The sequence below is a fragment of the Neisseria sp. HMSC078C12 genome, from assembly GCF_001838065.1.
GTDB lineage: Bacteria > Pseudomonadota > Gammaproteobacteria > Burkholderiales > Neisseriaceae > Neisseria.
The window spans coordinates 229514-249997 of sequence record NZ_KV835599.1 but is presented as its reverse complement, the minus strand read 5'-3'; the positions used below and the strand labels follow the sequence as shown (position 1 = coordinate 249997).

17 protein-coding genes are annotated in these 20484 nt (G+C 52.1%); 10 read left to right on the top strand and 7 right to left on the bottom strand.

Features of this window, described 5'->3' with window-relative positions; all coding sequences use genetic code 11:
* Window positions 1–58 precede the first annotated feature (58 nt).
* The 4 genes from rep to gloB all read left to right on the top strand — a co-directional run bounded on the left by rep (window position 59) and on the right by gloB (window position 8304).
* Window positions 59–2059: a DNA helicase Rep gene (gene rep / locus HMPREF2596_RS04700; protein WP_070849947.1), complete on the top strand. Its 2001-nt coding sequence runs from the start codon at window positions 59–61 to the stop codon at window positions 2057–2059.
* A gap of 307 nt (window positions 2060–2366) precedes the next feature.
* On the top strand, window positions 2367–6263 hold the full coding sequence (gene purL / locus HMPREF2596_RS04695) for a phosphoribosylformylglycinamidine synthase (RefSeq protein ID WP_070849945.1): 3897 nt from the start codon (window positions 2367–2369) through the stop codon (window positions 6261–6263).
* A 182-nt stretch (window positions 6264–6445) separates the two neighbouring features.
* Window positions 6446–7531 carry a hypothetical protein gene (locus tag HMPREF2596_RS04690; RefSeq protein WP_070849943.1) on the top strand — a complete coding sequence of 362 codons (1086 nt, stop codon included), beginning with the start codon at window positions 6446–6448 and terminating at the stop codon, window positions 7529–7531.
* Window positions 7532–7554: 23 nt separating this feature from the next.
* Complete coding sequence (gene gloB / locus HMPREF2596_RS04685; protein ID WP_070849941.1) at window positions 7555–8304, top strand: hydroxyacylglutathione hydrolase; 750 nt, start codon at window positions 7555–7557, stop codon at window positions 8302–8304.
* Between the two features lie 113 nt (window positions 8305–8417).
* On the opposite strand, the gene HMPREF2596_RS04680 is transcribed toward gloB, so the two are convergent.
* Window positions 8418–8768 (bottom strand): winged helix-turn-helix transcriptional regulator, encoded by a 351-nt coding sequence (locus tag HMPREF2596_RS04680; RefSeq protein ID WP_070849939.1) that lies wholly within the window; start codon window positions 8766–8768, stop codon window positions 8418–8420.
* Between the two features lie 133 nt (window positions 8769–8901).
* On the opposite strand from HMPREF2596_RS04680, the gene HMPREF2596_RS04675 reads away from it, so the two are divergent.
* The gene (locus HMPREF2596_RS04675) at window positions 8902–9774 is read left to right on the top strand and encodes a pirin family protein (protein ID WP_070849937.1); all 873 of its coding nucleotides are present in this window, start codon (window positions 8902–8904) and stop codon (window positions 9772–9774) included.
* Between the two features lie 125 nt (window positions 9775–9899).
* On the opposite strand, the gene guaA is transcribed toward HMPREF2596_RS04675, so the two are convergent.
* From guaA to dut, 3 genes are all read right to left on the bottom strand, one after another.
* A complete protein-coding gene (gene guaA / locus HMPREF2596_RS04670) occupies window positions 9900–11465 on the bottom strand; it encodes a glutamine-hydrolyzing GMP synthase (protein ID WP_003686344.1) in 1566 nt (521 codons plus the stop codon).
* A gap of 148 nt (window positions 11466–11613) precedes the next feature.
* Window positions 11614–11940: a hypothetical protein gene (locus HMPREF2596_RS04665; RefSeq protein WP_070849935.1), complete on the bottom strand. Its 327-nt coding sequence runs from the start codon at window positions 11938–11940 to the stop codon at window positions 11614–11616.
* A 186-nt stretch (window positions 11941–12126) separates the two neighbouring features.
* Window positions 12127–12579 carry a dUTP diphosphatase gene (gene dut / locus HMPREF2596_RS04660; protein ID WP_070849933.1) on the bottom strand — a complete coding sequence of 151 codons (453 nt, stop codon included), beginning with the start codon at window positions 12577–12579 and terminating at the stop codon, window positions 12127–12129.
* A 110-nt stretch (window positions 12580–12689) separates the two neighbouring features.
* Here dut and pdxH point away from each other — a divergent pair, with 110 nt between their 5' ends.
* From pdxH to HMPREF2596_RS04645, 3 genes are all read left to right on the top strand, one after another.
* Entirely contained in the window at window positions 12690–13322 is a 633-nt protein-coding gene (pdxH, locus tag HMPREF2596_RS04655; RefSeq protein ID WP_049335246.1) for a pyridoxamine 5'-phosphate oxidase, read from the top strand.
* Between the two features lie 159 nt (window positions 13323–13481).
* Window positions 13482–14540, top strand: coding sequence for a pseudouridine synthase (locus HMPREF2596_RS04650; protein WP_070849931.1), 1059 nt, complete (start codon window positions 13482–13484; stop codon window positions 14538–14540).
* Window positions 14541–14791: 251 nt separating this feature from the next.
* Complete coding sequence (locus HMPREF2596_RS04645; protein ID WP_070849929.1) at window positions 14792–16384, top strand: vWA domain-containing protein; 1593 nt, start codon at window positions 14792–14794, stop codon at window positions 16382–16384.
* Window positions 16385–16437: 53 nt separating this feature from the next.
* Here the strand turns inward: HMPREF2596_RS04645 and rlmB are convergent, their stop codons facing one another.
* The 3 genes from rlmB to HMPREF2596_RS04630 all read right to left on the bottom strand — a co-directional run bounded on the left by rlmB (window position 16438) and on the right by HMPREF2596_RS04630 (window position 18265).
* Complete coding sequence (rlmB, locus tag HMPREF2596_RS04640) at window positions 16438–17187, bottom strand: 23S rRNA (guanosine(2251)-2'-O)-methyltransferase RlmB (protein ID WP_004520319.1); 750 nt, start codon at window positions 17185–17187, stop codon at window positions 16438–16440.
* A 62-nt stretch (window positions 17188–17249) separates the two neighbouring features.
* Window positions 17250–17558 (bottom strand): AzlD family protein, encoded by a 309-nt coding sequence (locus tag HMPREF2596_RS04635; protein WP_003680717.1) that lies wholly within the window; start codon window positions 17556–17558, stop codon window positions 17250–17252.
* Entirely contained in the window at window positions 17555–18265 is a 711-nt protein-coding gene (locus tag HMPREF2596_RS04630; protein ID WP_070849928.1) for an AzlC family ABC transporter permease, read from the bottom strand. Before HMPREF2596_RS04630 ends, HMPREF2596_RS04635 begins: the two co-directional genes overlap by 4 nt.
* A 100-nt stretch (window positions 18266–18365) precedes the next feature.
* Here HMPREF2596_RS04630 and HMPREF2596_RS04625 point away from each other — a divergent pair, with 100 nt between their 5' ends.
* Entirely contained in the window at window positions 18366–19340 is a 975-nt protein-coding gene (locus HMPREF2596_RS04625; RefSeq protein ID WP_004520317.1) for a PhoH family protein, read from the top strand.
* Window positions 19341–19461: 121 nt separating this feature from the next.
* Window positions 19462–20448, top strand: a complete 987-nt coding sequence (locus HMPREF2596_RS04620) for a malate dehydrogenase (protein ID WP_070849926.1) — start codon at window positions 19462–19464, stop codon at window positions 20446–20448.
* The last annotated feature ends 36 nt before the right edge of the window (window positions 20449–20484 follow it).

Genomic DNA, 20484 nt, shown 5'->3' with positions numbered 1-20484 from the left:
AAATTTCAGACGGCCTTGTTGTATAATTGCTCCCCACATTACCCGTCTTCCTCCTTCAATGAAACTCAACCCTCAACAGCAAGCCGCAGTCCAATATCTTGGCGGCCCCCTGCTCGTCCTTGCCGGCGCAGGCAGCGGTAAAACCGGCGTGATTACCCAAAAAATCAAGCATTTGATTGTCAATGTCGGCTATCTGCCGCATACCGTCGCCGCGATTACCTTCACCAATAAAGCCGCTACGGAAATGCAGGAGCGCGTCGCCAAAATGCTGCCCAAATCGCAAATGCGCGGGCTGACGATTTGCACGTTCCACTCTTTGGGCATGAAAATTCTGCGCGAAGAAGCCAATCAAATCGGTTACAAAAAAAACTTCTCCATCCTCGACTCTACCGACAGCGCGAAAATCATCGGCGAACTTTTGGGCGGTACGGGCAAAGAAGCTGTATTCAAAGCGCAGCACCAAATTTCCCTGTGGAAAAACGATTTAAAAACGCCCGAAGATGCCGTTCAGACGGCCTCCAATGTGTGGGAACAACAAACAGCGCGTGTTTATGCCAGTTATCAGGAAACCCTGCAAAGCTATCAGGCGGTAGACTTCGACGACTTAATCCGTCTGCCCGCCGTGCTGTTGCAGCAAAACAGCGAAGTGCGCAACAAATGGCAGCGGCGGCTGCGTTATCTGTTGGTTGACGAATGCCAAGACACCAACACCTGCCAATTCACCCTGATGAAGCTCTTGACCGGCGCGGAAGGCATGTTTACCGCCGTCGGCGACGACGACCAGTCCATCTACGCTTGGCGCGGCGCAAACATGGAAAACCTGCGCAAAATGCAGGAAGACTATCCGCAGATGAAAATCATCAAGCTGGAGCAAAACTACCGCTCCACCGCGCGGATTCTCAAAATCGCCAACAAAGTCATCGAAAACAACCCCAAACTCTTTACCAAAAAACTTTGGTCTCAGTTTGGCGAAGGCGAAATCGTCAAAGTCGTTGCCTGTCAAAGCGAGCAGCACGAAGCCGACTGGGTCGTCAGCCAAATCGTCAAGCAGAAGCTGGTCGGCGGTGACAAAACCCAATACGCCGATTTCGCCGTGTTATACCGCGGCAACCATCAGGCGCGGATTTTTGAAGAAGCCTTGCGCAGCGCGCGCGTTCCTTACCAACTCTCCGGCGGACAAAGCTTTTTCGACAAAGCCGAAATCAAAGACGTTTTGTCCTACCTGCGCCTGCTTGCCAACCCCAACGACGATCCTGCCTTCCTGCGCGCCGTGACCACGCCCAAACGCGGCATCGGCGATGTAACGCTGGGTAAGCTCAACACCTACGCGCACGAACACGAATGCAGCCTGTATGAAGCCGCGCAAACTGAAGAAGCGCTTGCCCTGTTGAACCATACCAACCGCCAACACCTGCAAGCCTTCATGGATATGATTGAAAACTACCGTGCCAAAGCCGAAACCAGCGAAGCAGGCGAGCTTATTCATAACCTACTGAAAGAAATCGACTACGAAAACCACCTGTTGGCCAATGAGGAAGGCAAAGCAGGCGAAATCAAATGGCGCAACGTTACCGACCTGACCGGCTGGCTGGAACGCAAAGGCGAGCAAGACGGCAAAAACATCATCGAGCTTGCCCAAACCATCGCTCTGATGACGCTTTTGGAAGGTAAAGGCGAAGAAGAAGTCGATGCCGTCAAACTCTCCACCCTGCACGCTTCCAAAGGATTGGAATACCCCTACGTTTTCCTTGTCGGTTGCGAAGAAGGCATCTTGCCGCACAACGACAGCATCGAAGAAGACAACGTCGAAGAAGAACGCCGCTTGATGTACGTCGGCATCACCCGCGCCAAGCGCCAGCTTACACTGACCCACTGCCTCAAACGCAAAAAGCAAGGTACATGGCAGTTCCCCGAGCCAAGCCGCTTCATAGACGAAATGCCGCAGGAAGACATCAAAATCCTAGGACGCAAAGGCGGCGATCCGATTGTGAGTAAAGAAGAAGGAAAAAGTCATTTAGCAGGATTGCTGGATATGCTGGGAAATAAAAAGAAAGGATAACGCAAGGCCGTCTGAAAACAAGGTTTCAGACGGCCTTATTGTCAGCAAAAAAATCACAAACAACCATTCAATAATCCTCACTTTATGTCGTCGCTCCTATCCGACCCCATTTCGCCCAATCCTTCAAAAATAAATAAAAATAACTGAATAATCAGATATAAAATAAACAAAAGGACGGAAAGACGGCTTCTTCCGCCTTCTGTTCACAAGTAAAAATTGTCAACATTTCAAGTATAAATTCACAAGCAAAATCGCATTTTTCAGGTATAATAATGGATTCCCCAACTGCATTTTGTGAGCTGAATCCATGTCTGTTGTTCTGCCCTTGCGCGGTGTAACCGCCCTTTCCGATTTCCGTGTTGAAAAACTCTTTCAAAAAGTAGCCGCACTCGGCCTGCCCGAAGTCAAATTAAGCAGCGAATTTTGGTATTTTGTCGGTAGCGAAAAAGCACTTGATGCCGCGACAGTCGAAAAACTGCAAGCCTTACTGGCGGCGCAAAGCGTTGAACAAACGCCCAAAGCGCGCGAGGGCTTGCATTTATTTTTGGTAACGCCCCGTTTGGGTACCATTTCGCCGTGGGCTTCCAAAGCAACCAATATCGCCGAAAACTGCGGTTTGGAAGGCATTGAGCGCATCGAGCGCGGCATGGCCGTATGGTTGGAAGGTGCGCTTACCGACGGGCAAAAACAACAATGGGCAGCCCTGTTGCACGACCGCATGACCGAAAGCGTGTTGACCGACATCGATGCAGCGGCGCAACTGTTCCACCACATCCAATCGGAAACCTTCTCCAGCGTTGATGTATTGGGCGGCGGAAAAGAGGCATTGGTCAAAGCCAATACCGAAATGGGCTTGGCGCTTTCAGCCGACGAAATCGATTATCTGGTTGAAAACTATCAGGCTTTAAACCGCAATCCGTCAGATGTGGAGCTGATGATGTTCGCGCAGGCAAACAGCGAACACTGCCGCCACAAAATCTTCAACGCCGATTTCATCCTCAACGGCGAAAAACAACCGAAATCGCTTTTCGGCATGATTCGCGACACGCACAACGCGCATCCCGAAGGCACAGTCGTTGCCTATAAAGACAATTCGTCCGTAATCGAAGGCGCGAAAATCGAGCGTTTCTATCCAAATGCAGCGGAAAACCAAGGCTATCGTTTCCACGAAGAAGATACCCATATCATCATGAAAGTGGAAACACACAACCACCCGACCGCCATCGCTCCGTTTGCGGGCGCGGCAACGGGTGCGGGCGGTGAAATCCGCGATGAAGGCGCGACAGGCAAAGGTTCGCGTCCGAAAGCGGGCTTGACCGGCTTTACCGTCTCCAACCTGAATATCCCTGGCTTGGAGCAGCCTTGGGAACAAGCCTACGGCAAACCCGGCCATATTGCTTCCCCTTTAGACATCATGATTGAAGGCCCGATCGGCGGCGCGGCGTTCAACAACGAATTCGGCCGCCCGAACCTCTTGGGCTACTTCCGCACCTTTGAAGAAAAATTCGACGGTCAGGTTCGCGGCTATCACAAACCGATTATGATTGCTGGTGGCTTGGGCAGCATTCAGGCACAACAAACACACAAAGACGAAATCCCCGAGGGCGCGTTACTGATCCAACTGGGCGGCCCGGGCATGCTTATCGGCTTGGGCGGCGGCGCGGCTTCTTCCATGAATACCGGTACAAACGACGCGTCTTTGGACTTCAACTCCGTACAACGCGGCAACCCTGAAATCGAACGCCGTGCGCAAGAAGTGATCGACCGCTGCTGGCAGCTTGGCGACCAAAACCCGATTATCTCCATCCACGACGTCGGCGCGGGCGGCTTGTCCAACGCCTTCCCCGAACTCGTCAACGATGCCGGACGCGGCGCGGTATTCAAGCTGCGCGAAGTGCCGCTGGAAGAACACGGCCTCAACCCTCTGCAAATCTGGTGCAACGAATCGCAAGAGCGTTATGTGTTGTCGATTTTGGAAAAAGATTTGGACACCTTCCGCGCCATCTGCGAACGCGAACGCTGCCCGTTTGCCGTAGTCGGTACAGCAACCGACGACGGCCATTTGAAAGTGCGCGACGATTTGTTCTCTAACAATCCTGTCGATTTGCCGCTGAACGTCTTGCTCGGCAAACCGCCTAAAACCACGCGTACCGACAAAACAGTTACGCCGTCTGAAAAACCGTTTAACGCCGGCGATATCGACATTACCGAAGCTGCCTACCGCGTTTTACGCCTGCCTACCGTAGCAGCCAAAAACTTCCTGATTACCATCGGAGACCGCAGCGTCGGCGGCATGACCCACCGCGACCAAATGGTCGGCAAATACCAAACCCCCGTGGCCGACTGCGCCGTGACCATGATGGGCTTCAACACCTATCGCGGCGAAGCGATGTCTATGGGCGAAAAACCGACCGTCGCCCTGTTTGACGCGCCCGCCTCGGGCAGAATGTGCGTCGGAGAAGCCATCACCAACATCGCGGCGGTCAACATCGGCGACATCGGCAATATCAAGCTTTCCGCCAACTGGATGGCGGCGTGTGGCAACGAGGGCGAAGACGAAAAACTCTACCGCACCGTCGAAGCCGTTTCCAAAGCCTGTCAGGCATTGGATTTGAGCATTCCTGTGGGCAAAGACAGCCTGTCGATGAAAACCGTGTGGCAAGACGGCGAAGAGAAAAAATCCGTCGTTTCGCCGTTGAGCCTGATTATCTCCGCGTTCGCGCCAGTTCAAGACGTACGCAAAACCGTTACGCCCGAGTTGAAAAACGTCGAAGACAGCGTATTGCTGTTTGTAGATTTGGGCTTCGGCAAAGCGCGTATGGGCGGCTCAGCATTTGGTCAGGTTTACAACAACATGACCGGCGATGCGCCCGATTTGGACGACACAGGCCGTCTGAAAGCGTTTTACAGCGTGATTCAACAGCTTGTCGCCGAAGACAAACTCTTGGCGTATCACGACCGCAGCGACGGCGGCCTGTTTGCCACGCTGGTGGAAATGGCGTTTGCGGCACGATGCGGCTTGAACGTGGATTTGACTTCACTGGTTGCCAACCAAGCCGACGTCAACGAAGCCAGCATCCGCGCATTGTTCAATGAAGAGCTGGGCGCAGTGATTCAAATTGCCAAACAAGATGTTGCGGCAGTAGAAGCCTTGTTTAAAGAAGCTGATTTGGCACTGCATACCGTTGCGACCATCGATACTGACGAGAAAATTGTTATCCGCAACCAAGCAGGCATCGTATTGGAACAAAACCGCGCCGACCTGCAACGCGCATGGCAGGAAACCAGCCACGCCATCCAACGCCTGCGCGACAATCCTGCCTGCGCCGACAGCGAGTTCGCCCTGATTGGCGACAACGAACGCAGCGCATTGTTTGCTGACGTGAAATTTGACGTGAACGAAGACATCGCCGCGCCGTTTATCAACAGCGGCGCGAAACCCAAAATTGCCATCCTGCGCGAACAGGGCGTAAACGGACAAATCGAAATGGCCGCCGCCTTCACCCGCGCCGGATTTGATGCCTACGACGTGCATATGTCCGACCTGATGGCAGGCCGCGTCCACCTTGCCGACTTCAAAATGCTGGCGGCGTGCGGCGGCTTCAGCTACGGCGACGTACTCGGCGCGGGCGAAGGCTGGGCGAAATCCATCCTGTTCCACCCTGCTCTGCGCGACCAATTTGCCGCCTTCTTCGCCGACCCGGACACGCTGACATTGGGCGTGTGCAACGGCTGTCAAATGGTCAGCAACCTTGCCGAGATTATCCCGGGCGCAGAAACATGGCCGAAGTTCAAACGCAACCTGAGCGAACAGTTCGAAGCGCGCCTGAGCATGGTTCATGTCCCCAAATCAGCCTCCCTGATCCTGAACGAAATGCAAGGCTCCAGCCTGCCTGTCGTGGTCAGCCACGGCGAAGGCCGCGCCGACTTCGCGCTTCACGGCGGCAATATCTCCGCCGATTTGGGCATTGCGCTGCAATATGTGGACGGTCAAAACCAAGTGACCCAAACTTATCCGCTTAACCCTAACGGCTCGCCGCAAGGCATCGCCGGCGTGACTAACGCCGACGGCCGCGTCACCATCATGATGCCGCATCCGGAACGCGTGTACCGTGCCGCGCAAATGAGCTGGAAACCGGAAGACTGGACGGAACTGTCTGGCTGGTACCGCCTCTTTGCCGGCGCAAGAAAAGCTTTGGGCTAATGAAAAGCTTGATCTGATCAGGCTTTAAGCAAGGCCGTCTGAAACAGGAAAGGCAAAATTTTCCGCCTCCTGTTTTCAGACGGCCTTTAAGTTTACTTTATTTATAGAAACCGGCTGCCGTCATTCTGTATTTCCCTCTTTTAAACTATAATCGAGATATTCAGACGGTCTTTCCCGACATTATGACTCGACAAGCCTTTATCCTCAGCGATTGCGAATTTTCCGAATACGGAGAAAAGCCTTACGCCCTGTTGACCGCGAATCCGACGAAGGAACACCACTTCATCGCTCAAACCGAGCAGCGGCAGCATTCGCATAATCCGCAGGTCAGCCCGCAGAATCAAAACGTTTACCGCCTGCCGCTGTCAATGTTCCATACTGGCGAAAAAGCCCGCGGCAAAGAACAAAACCGCAGCGAAGCGATAAGCGTCAACATCATCGGCAACTTGGCGGCGAAAAACCTCTATACGCTGACCTTTGTCGAAGACTCCGCCAACCAATACAATCTGGAAAGCTGGTTCAACCGTCATGAAAGCGGCTACGAAGATGCCTGCAAACACCTGCGCACCCTGCCTGCAGACCGTCTGAAAACAACTACGGCAAATGCCGACACCGTCAAAGTACCGGATGCCTTGTGGCGGATATTGCGGCTGAAATTCCTCGGTATCCTGCGCAATCCGCACAACCATAAAAACCTGTTTGCCCATCGCCTACACCAAGCACTTCGGGCGCGGCTGCCGGAAGTCGGTTTTGAATTTGTCCGCTTGATCAGCAAACGCGACCCCAAGCGCATCGAAGCCATTATGCAGGACTACCGTTTTACCTTTCTCGGCTATGTCGATTGGCTGGGCGGGCTTTACGGTATGTTGAGCGAAGGCGTGGCGCAGCCGTCGTTGTTTGAACGGCTGTTTTGCAATATCTTTGCCGAACCCGAAGCCGTGAAAATCGAATTGTTCCGCTATCCGGAAAACACGGGGCTGTGCCTGTTTGGCGACAGCAGTTTCTGCCTGCAAGCCTCAACCAAGCTATTGAGCGTCGGCGTCAATATTTCGCACGATATGTTTGCCATCGTCCATCTGCAAACCGGCCGTTGGCACGCGTTTAAAAACACCTTTCATCACGATGCACCCAAACTGCAAGGCCAAGTACGGATTATCGACGGCGACCAAACCCAAAGATTGCTGTTCAACCGACTGTGCATCCAGCAAGCCCATGAAGCCGTGTTCGGCCAAAGCCCGAATATCAAAGATTATTTAGAGGCCGTCTGAAACCCCAAACCAGAAGAAAGCATATGAAAATCACGCCAATCCAAGCCCTAAACGACAACTACATCTGGATAATTCAAGAAGGCAACCATGCCGCCTGCGTCGATCCGTCCGATGCCACGCCCGTTTTGAAATTCCTTGTCCACAACCGCCTGATGCTGGCGCAAACATGGATTACCCATCCGCACCCCGACCACACCGGCGGCGCAAAAAGCCTGTTCCACGGATTTTTAGAATCTCCGATTTATGGCGAAAGCGACATCGACGTGGCGACGCATACCGTTACCGCAGGTACGCAGTTCCCATTTGGCGAAGGCTTGGTTACCGTTTGGGCAACCCCTGGCCATACCGACCGCCACATCAGCTATCTGCTGGAAAATTCAGACGGCCTGCACGTTTTCTGCGGCGATACCTTGTTCTCCGCCGGTTGCGGCCGCGTATTTACCGGCACAATCGAGCAGCTTTACGACAGTTTCCACCGATTCAACCAGCTGCCCGAAGAAACGCTGTTTTATCCGGCGCACGAATATACCGCCTCCAACCTGCGCTTTGCCCAGCATATCGAGCCGGACAACGCCGACATTCAGACGGCCTTGGCCGCAGCCGAACACACGCCGACACTGCCTGTCAGCCTGGCACACGAACGCAAAGTTAATCCGTTTTTCCGCGTACATCTGCCCGAAGTTCAGGCACGCGCCGAAGAATTGAGCGGACGAAAATTAAACAGCGAACTCGAAGTCTTCGCCGCTTTGCGTGAATTGAAAAATCAATTTTGATTGGGCTTAGTCCCTAAAGAATAAGGCCGTCTGAATAAGCGTGAAACCATGAATCACGCCTGTTCAGACGGCCTTAAAACCTTCATCAATATCATAACCATAAAAGCATAAGCCTACGGCTGCTTTTTATGTTTCACACATTCCGCAGCATATTGTTCGCCCCAACGGTGCATGGCTTCGATCACAGGCATCAGCGTCCGCCCAAACTCAGTCAACGAATATTCTACCTTCGGCGGTACCTGCGGATACACTTCCCGATGAACGATACCGTCGTTTTCCAATTCGCGCAGCTGCAGCGTCAACATCCGCTGGGTAATACCTGCCAACAAACGCTGCAACTCATTGAAACGTCGGGTTTCCCCGTGTAAATAATATAAAATCAATACCTTCCATTTGCCGCCGATAATATCCAAAGTATTAACGACCGGACAGCAAGAGCCGTGTGCGTGTTCTGTTTCCGACATACAAAATCTCCAAACAACAGTATAAAAAATGTGCGTACTTGTTATAAAGTTTGTACCCCCTATAATACAAGCATTCTGTAACAAAAGGCCATCTGAAAGACTTCAGACGGCCATAAAAAGAAGGAACTTTATCATGCGCAACATCAAACAAATCTACCGAGCCGACAGCCAACACTGGGTAGGCAACGGATTCCTCGTGCAACCTTTGTTCTCCCACATGGCTGACGACCGCGGCACCAATCCATTCCTGATGTTGGACTATGCCGCACCGTATGAATTTGCACCCAACGAAACGCACGGTCCGCGCGGTGTCGGACAACATCCGCACAAAGGCTTTGAAACCGTTACCATTGCCTACCACGGTGAAGTGGCACACCGCGACTCCAGCGGCGGAGGCGGCATTATTTACGAAGGCGACGTGCAATGGATGACCGCAGGTTCAGGCATTATTCATGAAGAATTCCACTCTGAAAACTTCAGCAAAAAAGGCGGACTCTTTGAAATGGTGCAACTTTGGGTCAACCTGCCGGCCAAAGACAAAAACACGCCGCCACGCTATCAGCATCTTGCCAAAGCGAATATTCCCGTCGTCGAATTTCCAGACGAAGCCGGCTACTTACGTCTGATTGCAGGCGAACATGACGGCGTAAAAGGCGCGGCGGACACGTTCACCGAAATGAATGTTTGGGATATTGTGCTCCATGCCGATCAAGAAGCCGAATTGGCAGTACCCGACAATCACAATCTGTCTATGGTTGTCCTGCGTGGTAAGCTTACGTTTAATGGCAATGAACAGGCGACAGCCGGAGAATTGGTCAATTTTGAGCAAACCGGCGGTAAAGTGCGCGTAAAAGCCGGTAGCGAAGAAGTCAAAATCTTGCTGCTTTCAGGCGTTCCGATTGATGAACCCGTAGTCGGCTACGGCCCATTTGTGATGAATACTGCCGAAGAAATCCGACAAGCCATCAGCGATTTCAAAAGCGGCAAATTCGGCCGTATTGATTAAGATATTTGCTTAAACCGCTAACGGAAAGCTTGCTGATTGATTTCATTGTATGCATTACCCAAGTTCATCCGTGCAAAAAGGCCGTCTGAACAATATCCGTTCAGACGGCCTTTATTATTTAGGGATTATTCCCACTCAATCGTGGCAGGCGGTTTGCCGCTGACATCATAAACCACGCGGTTGATGCCTTTGACTTCGTTAATGATGCGGTTGGACACGCGGCCGAGCAGTGAGTATGGCAGTTCTGCCCAGTGTGCGGTCATGAAGTCGCTGGTGATGACTGCGCGCAGTGCGACGACGTAATCGTAAGTACGGCCGTCGCCCATTACGCCGACGGATTTCACAGGCAGGAATACGGCAAAGGCTTGGCTGGTCAGGTCGTACCAAGATGTGCCGTTTTCGTCGGTAGTATTGCGCAATTCTTGAATGAAAATATCGTCTGCCTGACGGAGCAAGTCGGCGTATTCTTTTTTCACTTCGCCTAAGATACGCACGCCCAACCCCGGACCCGGGAACGGATGGCGGTACACCATTTCACGCGGCAGGCCCAAAGCGACGCCCAATTCTCGCACTTCGTCTTTGAACAAGTCGCGCAATGGTTCAAGCAATTTGAGCTTCATGTTTTCAGGCAGGCCGCCGACGTTGTGGTGAGATTTGATGGCATGGGCTTTTTTGGTTTTTGCGCCTGCGGATTCGATTACGTCAGGGTAAATCGTACCTTGCGCCAACCATTTGGCGTTGGTGAGTTTTTTCTCTTCAGCATCGAATACTTCGATAAATTCCGCACCGATGATTTTGCGTTTTTTCTCCGGATCGGTCACGCCGGCAAGTTTCGCCAAAAACTGCTCTTCTGCATCAACGTGAATCACGCGTACGCCCAAGTTGCGGGCAAACATGTCCATTACCATTTTGCCTTCATTCAAACGCAACAGACCGTGGTCAACAAACACGCAGGTCAGTTGGTCGCCGATGGCGCGGTGAATCAGTGCGGCCGCTACGGAAGAGTCCACACCGCCAGACAGACCTAAAATCACTTCGTCGCTGCCGACTTGTTCGCGGATTTTGGCAACGGCTTCTTCGATGTAGTTCGGCATGGTCCAGCTTGGTTGTGCGCCGCAAATATCCAAGACAAAGCGGTTCAACAACGCGCGGCCTTGTTTGGTGTGGGTCACTTCAGGGTGGAATTGGATGCCGTAGAATTGTTTCTCAGCGTTTTCCATCATGGCAATTGGGCAAGACGGGGTGTCGCCGATGACAGAGAAGCCGGTAGGCAGTTTGGAAACTTTATCGCCATGGCTCATCCATACGTCGAGCGTGTTTGGCGCATCATCTTGAATGCCGCGTGTCAGCTCGCTGTCGATGGTTTTCACTTGCGCATAACCGAATTCGCGTTGGTTGCCCGGGCTAACTTCGCCGCCCAAGTGGTGCGCCATAAATTGCATGCCGTAGCAGATGCCCAAAACCGGAATGCCCAAATCAAAAATGCCGGTATCGGCTTGATAATCGGATTCGTAAACGGAATTAGGGCCGCCGGAGAGGATGATGCCTTTCGGATTGAAGGCTTTGATTTCTTCCAAAGGCATGTCGAAAGAATGCAGTTCGCAGTAAACGTGGGCTTCGCGCACGCGGCGGGCGATCAGCTGGGTAACTTGCGAGCCGAAGTCGAGAATAAGGATTTTGTCTTGGGTCATGGCGGAAACTTTGCAAAATGTAAGAAAACGGTGCGGCCGAGAGGGTAAATTTCAAATTTAAACTACAATAAAAAAGGCCGTCTGAATCGGCGGATTATACCATTGTTCAAACGGCCTTTATAGGGCAAAACCCAAATCTCTCATCTTTCTATTTTGTGTGTTTCTCAGGAATCATATTGCTACGCGAGAGCAACAGCAGGCAACCCAACACAACCATGCCGACGGCCAGCAACGGCGAGAGATAAATCCAGTAGCTCATGTGCAGATAAATGGCTGTACCGATATAAACCAGCATCGGGCCGGAAACGATAGACTGTTTGTTGATGCCGTCCATAATCAACACGGCAAAGCCCAAAATAATTAATGCGCCGGCAATCATGGTCGATGTCGCAGGCAAAATATCCGTAGCGCGTAAAAACCAAATCGCACCAAAGATAATCAAAAATAAAGGCAGAAAAAGTGAGGGGCGGGACATAACAACGCTCCGTAAAGGTTTCAGACGGCCTGTATTATTGGGTGCGTCGGTTATACAGACAAGATATAAAAATGCAATCTTGTGTGTAATTATGCAAAGGTTGGCACAACAAAAAGGCCGTCTGAACAACAGCAAACCGAAATCAAATATTTCAATTTATCTTGTTCCAGATGTCCTTTCAAATCATCAGGCTTTGCCGGTGCTGCCGAATCCGCCTTCACCGCGCTCGCTCGCGGCAAACTCGTCCACGACCTTAAACGCAGCTTGGACAACCGGCACAATCACCATTTGCGCGATACGCTCCATCGGCTCGATGGTAAACGCTTCTTTACCACGGTTCCACAGAGAAACCTTCAATTCGCCTTGGTAATCCGAGTCAATCAAACCGACCAAATTGCCCAAAACAATACCGTGTTTATGACCCAAACCGGAACGCGGCAGCAAAACGGCTGCATACGCAGGGTTGGCCAAATGCACCGCCAAACCGGTCGGCACGAGATACACATCGCCCGGCTGCAATACGACGGCTTCATCCAAGCAGGCACGAAAGTCCAAACCGGCAGAACCGGGCGTTGCATAAGCAGGCAGGGAATCGGCCATTTTCGGATTTAAGATTTTCAGTTCGACTTCGGTTTGCATGACAGGACTCCGTATGGTTCTAAATTAGAAAGGGCTACGATTATACACAAATGCCCTTGAGGCCGTCTGAAAAAACGGAGTATGATTCAGTCAAACCAAAGGAGAAAATCATGGATTTACACAATATCCGCGAAGATTACAGCAAACGCGAGCTGTCGGAAGCCGAATGCCATGCCGACCCGATTGTCCAATTCGAGCAATGGCTGAACGAAGCGATTCACGCCGAAGTCAACGAGCCGACTGCGGTCAACGTTGCCGCCGTAGGCGAAGACGGCAGACCCAACAGCCGCATGGTGCTGCTGAAAGAAGTCAACCCCAAAGGCTTTGTTTTCTTTACCAATTACCACAGCCGCAAAGGCCGCTCCTATACGGCACACCCTTTTGCCGCCATGACTTTTTTCTGGCCGGAACTCGAGCGCCAAGTGCGCATTGAAGGACGCATCGAAAAACTCGACGCCGCCGCTTCGGACGAATATTTTGAAAGCCGCCCCTACACCAGCCGTATCGGCGCATGGGCAAGCGAACAAAGCGAAGTGATTTCCAGCAAAGCCGTTTTGGTGGCCAAAGCCGCAGCCGTTGGTGTCAAACATCCCCTGCATGTTCCCCGCCCGCCGCATTGGGGCGGATACCTCGTTATTCCCGACCGCATCGAATTCTGGCAAGGCCGCCCCAGCCGCCTGCATGACCGCATCCAATACCGCCTAGTTGACGGCAACTGGATACGCGAACGCCTTTCACCATAATTTTCGGATTTTCAAACAAAAAATTACTGGTTGAGTTACAATACAGCCTTTCATCGGCAGGCCGTCTGAATCTGATTTTCAGACGGCCTTTTCCCCCAATCCAACCCCTGCCGCAACTGCCGCAGAAGAACCGCTTTTTCAAGCGAGTTAGGAAAAATCATGTCCAAACAGCCTTCCAGCAAACGCCAATGGCGCGACGGCGTATCATCTGCCGCCAAGAAACCTTCCAAACCGGCCAAATCCTTCGCCAATAAAAAACGTCCAGACGACGAACGAAAAACATCAGGCAAACCTTACGGCCAAAAAGTTTCAGACGGCCCTAAAGCTCAAAATACCGCCCCAAAACAACGAGCCGCCAAAGCCAAAAAACTGGTGGTCCGCAACCCAAACCAAAAAATCATGGAGCACGCCCGCGATTTGAAAGAACGCCGCAGCGACCTTTCTCGCTTTGAACCCGAGCGACTGCAAAAAGTCCTGGCCGCTTCCGGCGTCGGCTCACGCCGCGAAATGGAAGAATGGATCAGCAACGGCTGGGTAACGGTCAACGGCCGCGTCGCCCAACTGGGCGACAAAGTCACCCCCGACGACCACGTTACCGCCAAAGGCAGCATCATCAAACTCAAATGGGCCGACCGCCTGCCGCGCATCATCCTCTACTACAAACAAGAAGGCGAAATCGTTTCCCGCGACGACCCGCAAGGCCGCGTCAGCATTTTCGACCGCCTGCCGCAAGCAGCCAGCAGCCGCTGGGTAGCCATCGGCCGTTTGGACATCAATACCAGCGGCCTCTTGATCCTGACCACTTCAGGCGAACTCGTTCAACGCTTTGCCCACCCCAGCTTTGAAGTCGAACGCGAATACGCCGTGCGCGTATTGGGCGAGTTGACCACCGAACAAATGCGCGTCCTGACCGAAGAAGGCGTCATGCTCGAAGACGGTTTGGCTAAAGTCGAACGCATCTACGAACAAGGCGGCGAAGGCGCAAACAAATGGTACAACGTCGTCATCAAAGAAGGCCGCAACCGCGAAGTACGCCGCATTTTTGAAAGCCAAGGTCTGACCGTCAGCCGCCTCGTCCGCGTAGGCTTCGGCCCCATCGGCCTGCCCAACCGCCTCAAACGCGGCCAGTTCTACGAACTCAATCCGGCAGAAGTCGCCAACATCATCAAATGGGCGGATATGCTGCTGCCGGGTGAACGTCGCCGGAAGAAAAGTTAATGTAAGATAAATCGGGGCCGAGGCCTTTACAAAATCGTCTCAGCCCGACAAAATCTTGCCCGAGTCATAAAAATAGTGGGTTAAGTTTAGACCAGTACTGCATTGCTCCGCCTTGTCCTGATTTAAACTTAACCCACTATTCACACATTAAAATTCAAAAAAAGTGACTCAGCACCAGCGTTAACTCTGCCAATACACTGCCATCAACACTTTCAACAATCAGCAAGAGATATTTATATGGAGCTCGAATCATGCCCCGTTTTTTCCTAAAAACCGTTTCCATACTCACTTTGGCAGCTTTAACCGCGTGTTCCGGCCCGCTCGATCGTTCAGACTCGTCAACCGAAAATCTTCATGGCGCACCGGACTCAGCATTGCCTGCTACTGCCGTTGCTGAAGAAAATCTGTCTCTTACAGAAAACACCGAACGCTACCAAGACCAACCCGATCAACCGGTTAAATCCGTTGCTCAAGAACCTGTTTCCACATTCAGCATCGATGTCGATACCGGCAGCTACGCCAACGTCCGCCGATTTCTGAACAGCGGCAAACAGCCGCCCAAAGATGCCGTGCGCATTGAGGAAATCGTCAATTATTTCCCTTACAACTACCCACTGCCTACTGACGGCCGTCCCTTTGCCGTTCACACTGAAACCATTGATTCTCCATGGCAACCGGAAGCCAAACTGATCAAAATCGGCATTCAAGCACAAGACACGGCAAAGAAAGACCTGCCGCCCGCCAATCTTGTATTTCTCGTCGACGTATCCGGCAGTATGGATGAAGAAAATAAACTTCCATTGGTTCAAAAAACACTGCGTATCTTGACCCAACAATTACGCCCGCAGGACAAGGTTACACTGATTACCTATTCATCAGGCGAAGAGCTGGTGCTTCCGCCCACATCAGGTTCAGATAAAGAAACCATCCTGAAGGCCATCGACAAGCTGAAAGCCGAAGGCTCGACTTCGGGCGAATCCGCTTTACGCATGGCCTACAAAGAAGCGCAAAAGGCCTTTGTACCCAACGGCATCAACCGTATCCTGCTGGCGACCGATGGCGACTTTAACGTTGGCGTATCTGATACCGAAACGCTCAAATCCATGGTTGCTGAAAAACGTAAAACCGGTATTTCACTCAGTACGCTAGGCTTCGGTACGGACAATTACAACGAAGACATGATGGAACAAATTGCCGATGCAGGCGACGGCAATTACAGCTATATCGACAACGAAAAAGAAGCGAAAAAAGTCCTACAGCAACAACTGACTTCCACGCTGGCCACCGTTGCGCAAGATGTCAAAATCCAAGTCGAATTCAATCCTGCCACTGTCAAAGAATACCGCTTGGTCGGCTACACCAACCGTACCCTGCGCAATGAAGACTTCAATAATGACAAAGTAGATGCGGGCGATATCGGCTCAGGCCACAGCGTGACCGCCATTTATGAAATCATTCCGGCAGGCAAAAACGGCTGGCTGAACGAATCACGCTATCAAAAAGCCCCGGCCGCCAAAGGCAGTAAAAACGAATACGCCTTTGTCAAAGTACGCTACAAACTGCCCGGAGAAAAAGACAGCAAGCTGATGGAACAAGCAATTCCCGTTGGCAGCAAACCGCTGGATCAAGCCGATAAAGACACCCTGCTCGCCCTGGCTGCAGCTTCCTATGCCCAAGCCCTGCGCGGCGGCGAATACAACGGCAAACTTGGCTGGAGCGATATTGAAAAAATGGTACAGAAAGTCCAAGGCGACGATCCGTTTGAGCTGAAATCGGAATTTCTCCAATTGGTACGCATTGCCGCCGGTAATGAAAAGCAATCAGGTCCTTTGGTTAAAGAATAAAACCTGAAAAAGGCCGTCTGAAAAACATTCAGACGGCCTTTTAATTAAACCTTTTATTTTTCCGATTTCAACACGCGTTGACGGCGGGTTTCGCTCAATACCATGCCTGCGCTGACGGAAACGTTCATGCTTTCGACTGTGCCAAACATCGGAATCGATACCAGCATATCGCAATGTTCGCGCGTCAGGCGGCGCATGCCTTCGCCTTCGTTACCCATTACCCAAGCCACACTGTCGGGCAGGTCGCAGTGGTAAAGGTCGGAGTCGCCGCCCATGTCCGTACCGACAATCCAAATGCCGTATTCTTTCAGCTCACGCAAAGTACGGGCAAGATTGGTTACGGTAATATACGGCACTGTTTCCGCCGCACCACAGGCAACTTTGCTGACGGTCGCATTCAGGCCAGCACTTTTGTCTTTGGGCGCAATCACGGCATGCACGCCCATCGCATCGGCAGTACGCAGACACGCGCCGAGGTTGTGCGGATCGGTAATGCCGTCCAATACCAGCAAAAACGGCGGTTCGCTCAGGTTTTCCAACACATCTTCCAAGTGAACATGGTTTTTGGAAGCATCGATGAATCCGACCACGCCCTGATGTCGCGCGCCTTTGCTGATGGCATTAAGGCGATCGGCATCGGCAAAATGCACGCGCACGTTTTCAGAGGCCGCTTTATCCAATACATCGCGGGTGCGCGCATCGGATTTGCCCTCTTGGATATAGAGTTCGGTAATCGATTTCGGGTTTTGCCACAAACGGGCATTGACGGCGTGAAAGCCATAGATGAGTCGTTGGTTTGCCATGTTTTTGCTTTATCAAAAAATTCAGACGGCCATTATAACAAGTAAGGCCGTCTGAAAATTTTTTATTTCATCAAATAACCGAGTATGCCCGAAGTACCAACGCCGATTAATACCGTCACCAACATCGAAAACCGGCTGGCGGCCAATACTGTCAAAGCAATGGCAATCAGCTCATGCGGTTTGTCCGATACAAAATAAGGCGCAATCACAGAAATCAACACGCAGCCCGGCGCGGCCTCCATCACCACTTGCGCACGACGGCTCAACGTACGGTTGCGCAATGCAAAAAAGCCGATTAATCGGGTTGAATAGGTAACGGCCAACATACTTAAAAACAGCAAAAACGATTGCAGCGACAACAAATCCTTCATTTTTGCTCTCCCAAAAAATACGCCGCCAACAAACCCGACAACGCTCCAGCCGGAACATACCATGCGCCGTCCACGGTCAAATAGGTTACGCACGCCACAATCAGGCTGACAAACCAAGGGCGTGAAGCCGCAAAGCTCTTCCACATACCGCGCAGCAACACCAAAAACACCGCAGGAAACGCCATTCCGAAGCCCCAAGCCGCCACATCGCCAAACATCGGACCGACTGCAGCGCCAAACGCCGCAAAGCCAATCCAAGTTACATACAAAATAAAGCACACGCCGGCATAAAACGGCATATTGAACGCAGGCAAACCTGCCGCCTTACGCTTTTGAATTTCAGCAAACGCCATTGCCCAGCTTTCATCACACATCACAAACAGCGCAGGCATCGCCTTTTTCAGCGGTATATCCCTCATATACGGCGCAATCGCCGCACCCATCAGGATATGGCGTGAATTAATCATAAACGTAACCGTTGCAATCAGCAGAATCGGCAAAGGATTTGCCCATAAATTGACTGCGGCGAATTCCGAACCTCCGGCAAAGTTCATGCCCGTCATCAGCAGCATTTCCAGCCAACTCATGCCCTTCTGCCCGCCCTGCATACCCAAAATCAGCGCCCACGGCAACAGGCCGATCAACATGGGCGAGGTTTCTTTGATGCCGCGCAGAAATTCCGATTGGGGAGAAACAGTGTGATTCATTTTAATTGAAACGGTTTATTAAAAAGAAGCGACGTATTATAAAGCATGCCGTCTGAACAAGGGTATAATACGGAAAAATAGATTTATTACGGAAACCGATATGACCCACACCGTCCATCTGCAGTTTGAAGAAATTGACAATACCGTGTTGCAACGCCTGTGCGGCGCGCTCGACAGCAATCTCGAAGCCTTAGGCAAAGCCCTTGATATCCAAATTAGCCGCCGCTTCGAACATTTCACCTTCATGGGCGAACTGGCACATGCCGGCCGCCGTGCCTTGCTATCGCTTGCCGAAGCCGCAGAAAAAGGCGACTTGGACGACAACGCCATCAGCCTCGCGGCCGTCGAAGCCAAAACCGCAGATGAAAAACACGAAGAAAAACACCACGACCAACAATACTATTTCCGTACCAAACGCGGCAGTATCGGTGGCCGCACCCCGCGCCAAAACGGCTATATCCGCGCCTTGCTCAACCACGATGTCGTGTTCGGCTTAGGCCCTGCCGGTACGGGTAAGACCTATCTTGCCGTTGCCGCCGCAGTCGATGCCATGGAAAAACATCAAATCGAACGCATTGTTTTGGTGCGTCCCGCAGTCGAAGCAGGCGAAAAATTAGGCTTCCTGCCGGGCGATTTGGCGCAAAAAGTCGATCCCTACCTGCGACCGCTTTATGATGCGCTTTATGATTTAATGGGTTTCGACCGCGTAACCAAATTGATGGAAAAAGGTTTGATTGAAATTGCGCCGCTGGCCTATATGCGCGGCCGTACCTTAAATGGCGCATATGTCATTTTGGACGAAGCGCAAAATACCACGCCCGAACAAATGAAAATGTTCCTGACCCGTATCGGCTTCGGTGCCAAAGCAGTCATTACCGGCGACATCAGCCAAATCGACCTGCCACGCAACATCAAATCCGGCTTGAAAGATGCACGCGAAAAACTGCGCGACGTAGAAGGCCTGTATTTCCACACCTTCACCAGCGAAGACGTCGTCCGTCATCCTTTGGTGCAGAAAATCGTCGAAGCCTATGAAGCAGCAGAAGAACAAGCTGAAAAGAAAAACGGCGAATAATCTTTTCAAACACTGAAGGCCGTCTGAAAATCAAATTTCAGACGGCCTTCCTACATCATTCGCCACATAATACTGCTATAATCCGAAAATCAAGTAAAACAACGACTTCAAAAGGAAAAATATGACCCTCAAGCCACCCGTCCGAATCGCCGTTACCGGCGCGGCAGGCCAAATCGCCTATGCCACCCTTTTCCGTATCGCCGGCGGCATCATGCTAGGACGCGACCAACCCGTTATCCTGCAGCTGCTCGACCTGCCGCAGGCACAACAGGCATTGCGCGGCGTGATTATGGAAATGCAGGATTGCGCCTTCCCGCTCCTTGCCGACATCTTCGCCACAGACGACCCCGAAGTCGCCTTCAAAGATGCCGACATCGCCCTCTTGATTGGAGCGCGCCCGCGTACCCAAGGCATGGAGCGCGCCGACTTGCTGCACGCCAATGGCGAAATTTTCAAAGTACAAGGCGCGGCGTTGAACAAAGTTGCCAATCGCAACGTTAAAGTCCTCGTCGTCGGCAATCCAGCCAATACCAACGCCTACATCGCCATGAAATCCGCACCCGACATCCCGCCGGAAAATTTCACCGCCTTGATGCGTCTTGACCATCACCGCGCCGTCAGCCAAATTGCCGAAAAAATCAACCGCCCGATTCCTTCCATCGAGCAAATGTGCGTCTGGGGCAACCACAGCCCGACCATGTACGCAGACTACCGCTACGCCACCAGTAACGGCGAGTCCGTCCAAGACATGATTACCGAACCCGACTGGAACACCGAAGTTTTCATGCCGAAAATCGCCGGACGCGGTGCCGCCATTATCGCCGCACGCGGTTCATCATCCGCAGCTTCCGCCGCCAATGCCGCCATCTACCACCTGCGCGACTGGTTGCTCGGCAGCAGCGGTAAATGGATAACCATGGGCGTTCCATCCGACGGCTCTTACGGCATTCCCGAAGGTTTGATTTTCGGCTTCCCCGTCATTTGCGACGAAGGCAGCTACCGCATCGTCCAAGGCTTGGATTTGTCGGACAAATTCAGCCAAAAACGTATTGCCGCCACGCTGGCCGAATTAGAAGAAGAGCGTTCAGCCATCCAAGATCTACTCTAAAACAAAGGCCGTCTGAAAACCAAATTTCAGACGGCC

Bases quoted from the DNA above. Each gene is read 5' to 3' on its own strand.
- pdxH (WP_049335246.1), top strand. From the start codon at position 12,690: ATGGATTTACACAATATCCGCGAAGATTACAGCAAACGCGAGCTGTCG.
- HMPREF2596_RS04680 (WP_070849939.1), bottom strand. From the start codon at position 8,768: ATGTCGGAAACAGAACACGCACACGGCTCTTGCTGTCCGGTCGTTAAT.
- dut (WP_070849933.1), bottom strand. From the start codon at position 12,579: ATGCAAACCGAAGTCGAACTGAAAATCTTAAATCCGAAAATGGCCGAT.
- gloB (WP_070849941.1), top strand. From the start codon at position 7,555: ATGAAAATCACGCCAATCCAAGCCCTAAACGACAACTACATCTGGATA.
- HMPREF2596_RS04675 (WP_070849937.1), top strand. From the start codon at position 8,902: ATGCGCAACATCAAACAAATCTACCGAGCCGACAGCCAACACTGGGTA.
- purL (WP_070849945.1), top strand. From the start codon at position 2,367: ATGTCTGTTGTTCTGCCCTTGCGCGGTGTAACCGCCCTTTCCGATTTC.
- HMPREF2596_RS04625 (WP_004520317.1), top strand. From the start codon at position 18,366: ATGACCCACACCGTCCATCTGCAGTTTGAAGAAATTGACAATACCGTG.
- guaA (WP_003686344.1), bottom strand. From the start codon at position 11,465: ATGACCCAAGACAAAATCCTTATTCTCGACTTCGGCTCGCAAGTTACC.
- rep (WP_070849947.1), top strand. From the start codon at position 59: ATGAAACTCAACCCTCAACAGCAAGCCGCAGTCCAATATCTTGGCGGC.
- HMPREF2596_RS04630 (WP_070849928.1), bottom strand. From the start codon at position 18,265: ATGAATCACACTGTTTCTCCCCAATCGGAATTTCTGCGCGGCATCAAA.
- rlmB (WP_004520319.1), bottom strand. From the start codon at position 17,187: ATGGCAAACCAACGACTCATCTATGGCTTTCACGCCGTCAATGCCCGT.
- HMPREF2596_RS04665 (WP_070849935.1), bottom strand. From the start codon at position 11,940: ATGTCCCGCCCCTCACTTTTTCTGCCTTTATTTTTGATTATCTTTGGT.
- HMPREF2596_RS04690 (WP_070849943.1), top strand. From the start codon at position 6,446: ATGACTCGACAAGCCTTTATCCTCAGCGATTGCGAATTTTCCGAATAC.
- HMPREF2596_RS04620 (WP_070849926.1), top strand. From the start codon at position 19,462: ATGACCCTCAAGCCACCCGTCCGAATCGCCGTTACCGGCGCGGCAGGC.
- HMPREF2596_RS04645 (WP_070849929.1), top strand. From the start codon at position 14,792: ATGCCCCGTTTTTTCCTAAAAACCGTTTCCATACTCACTTTGGCAGCT.
- HMPREF2596_RS04650 (WP_070849931.1), top strand. From the start codon at position 13,482: ATGTCCAAACAGCCTTCCAGCAAACGCCAATGGCGCGACGGCGTATCA.
- HMPREF2596_RS04635 (WP_003680717.1), bottom strand. From the start codon at position 17,558: ATGAAGGATTTGTTGTCGCTGCAATCGTTTTTGCTGTTTTTAAGTATG.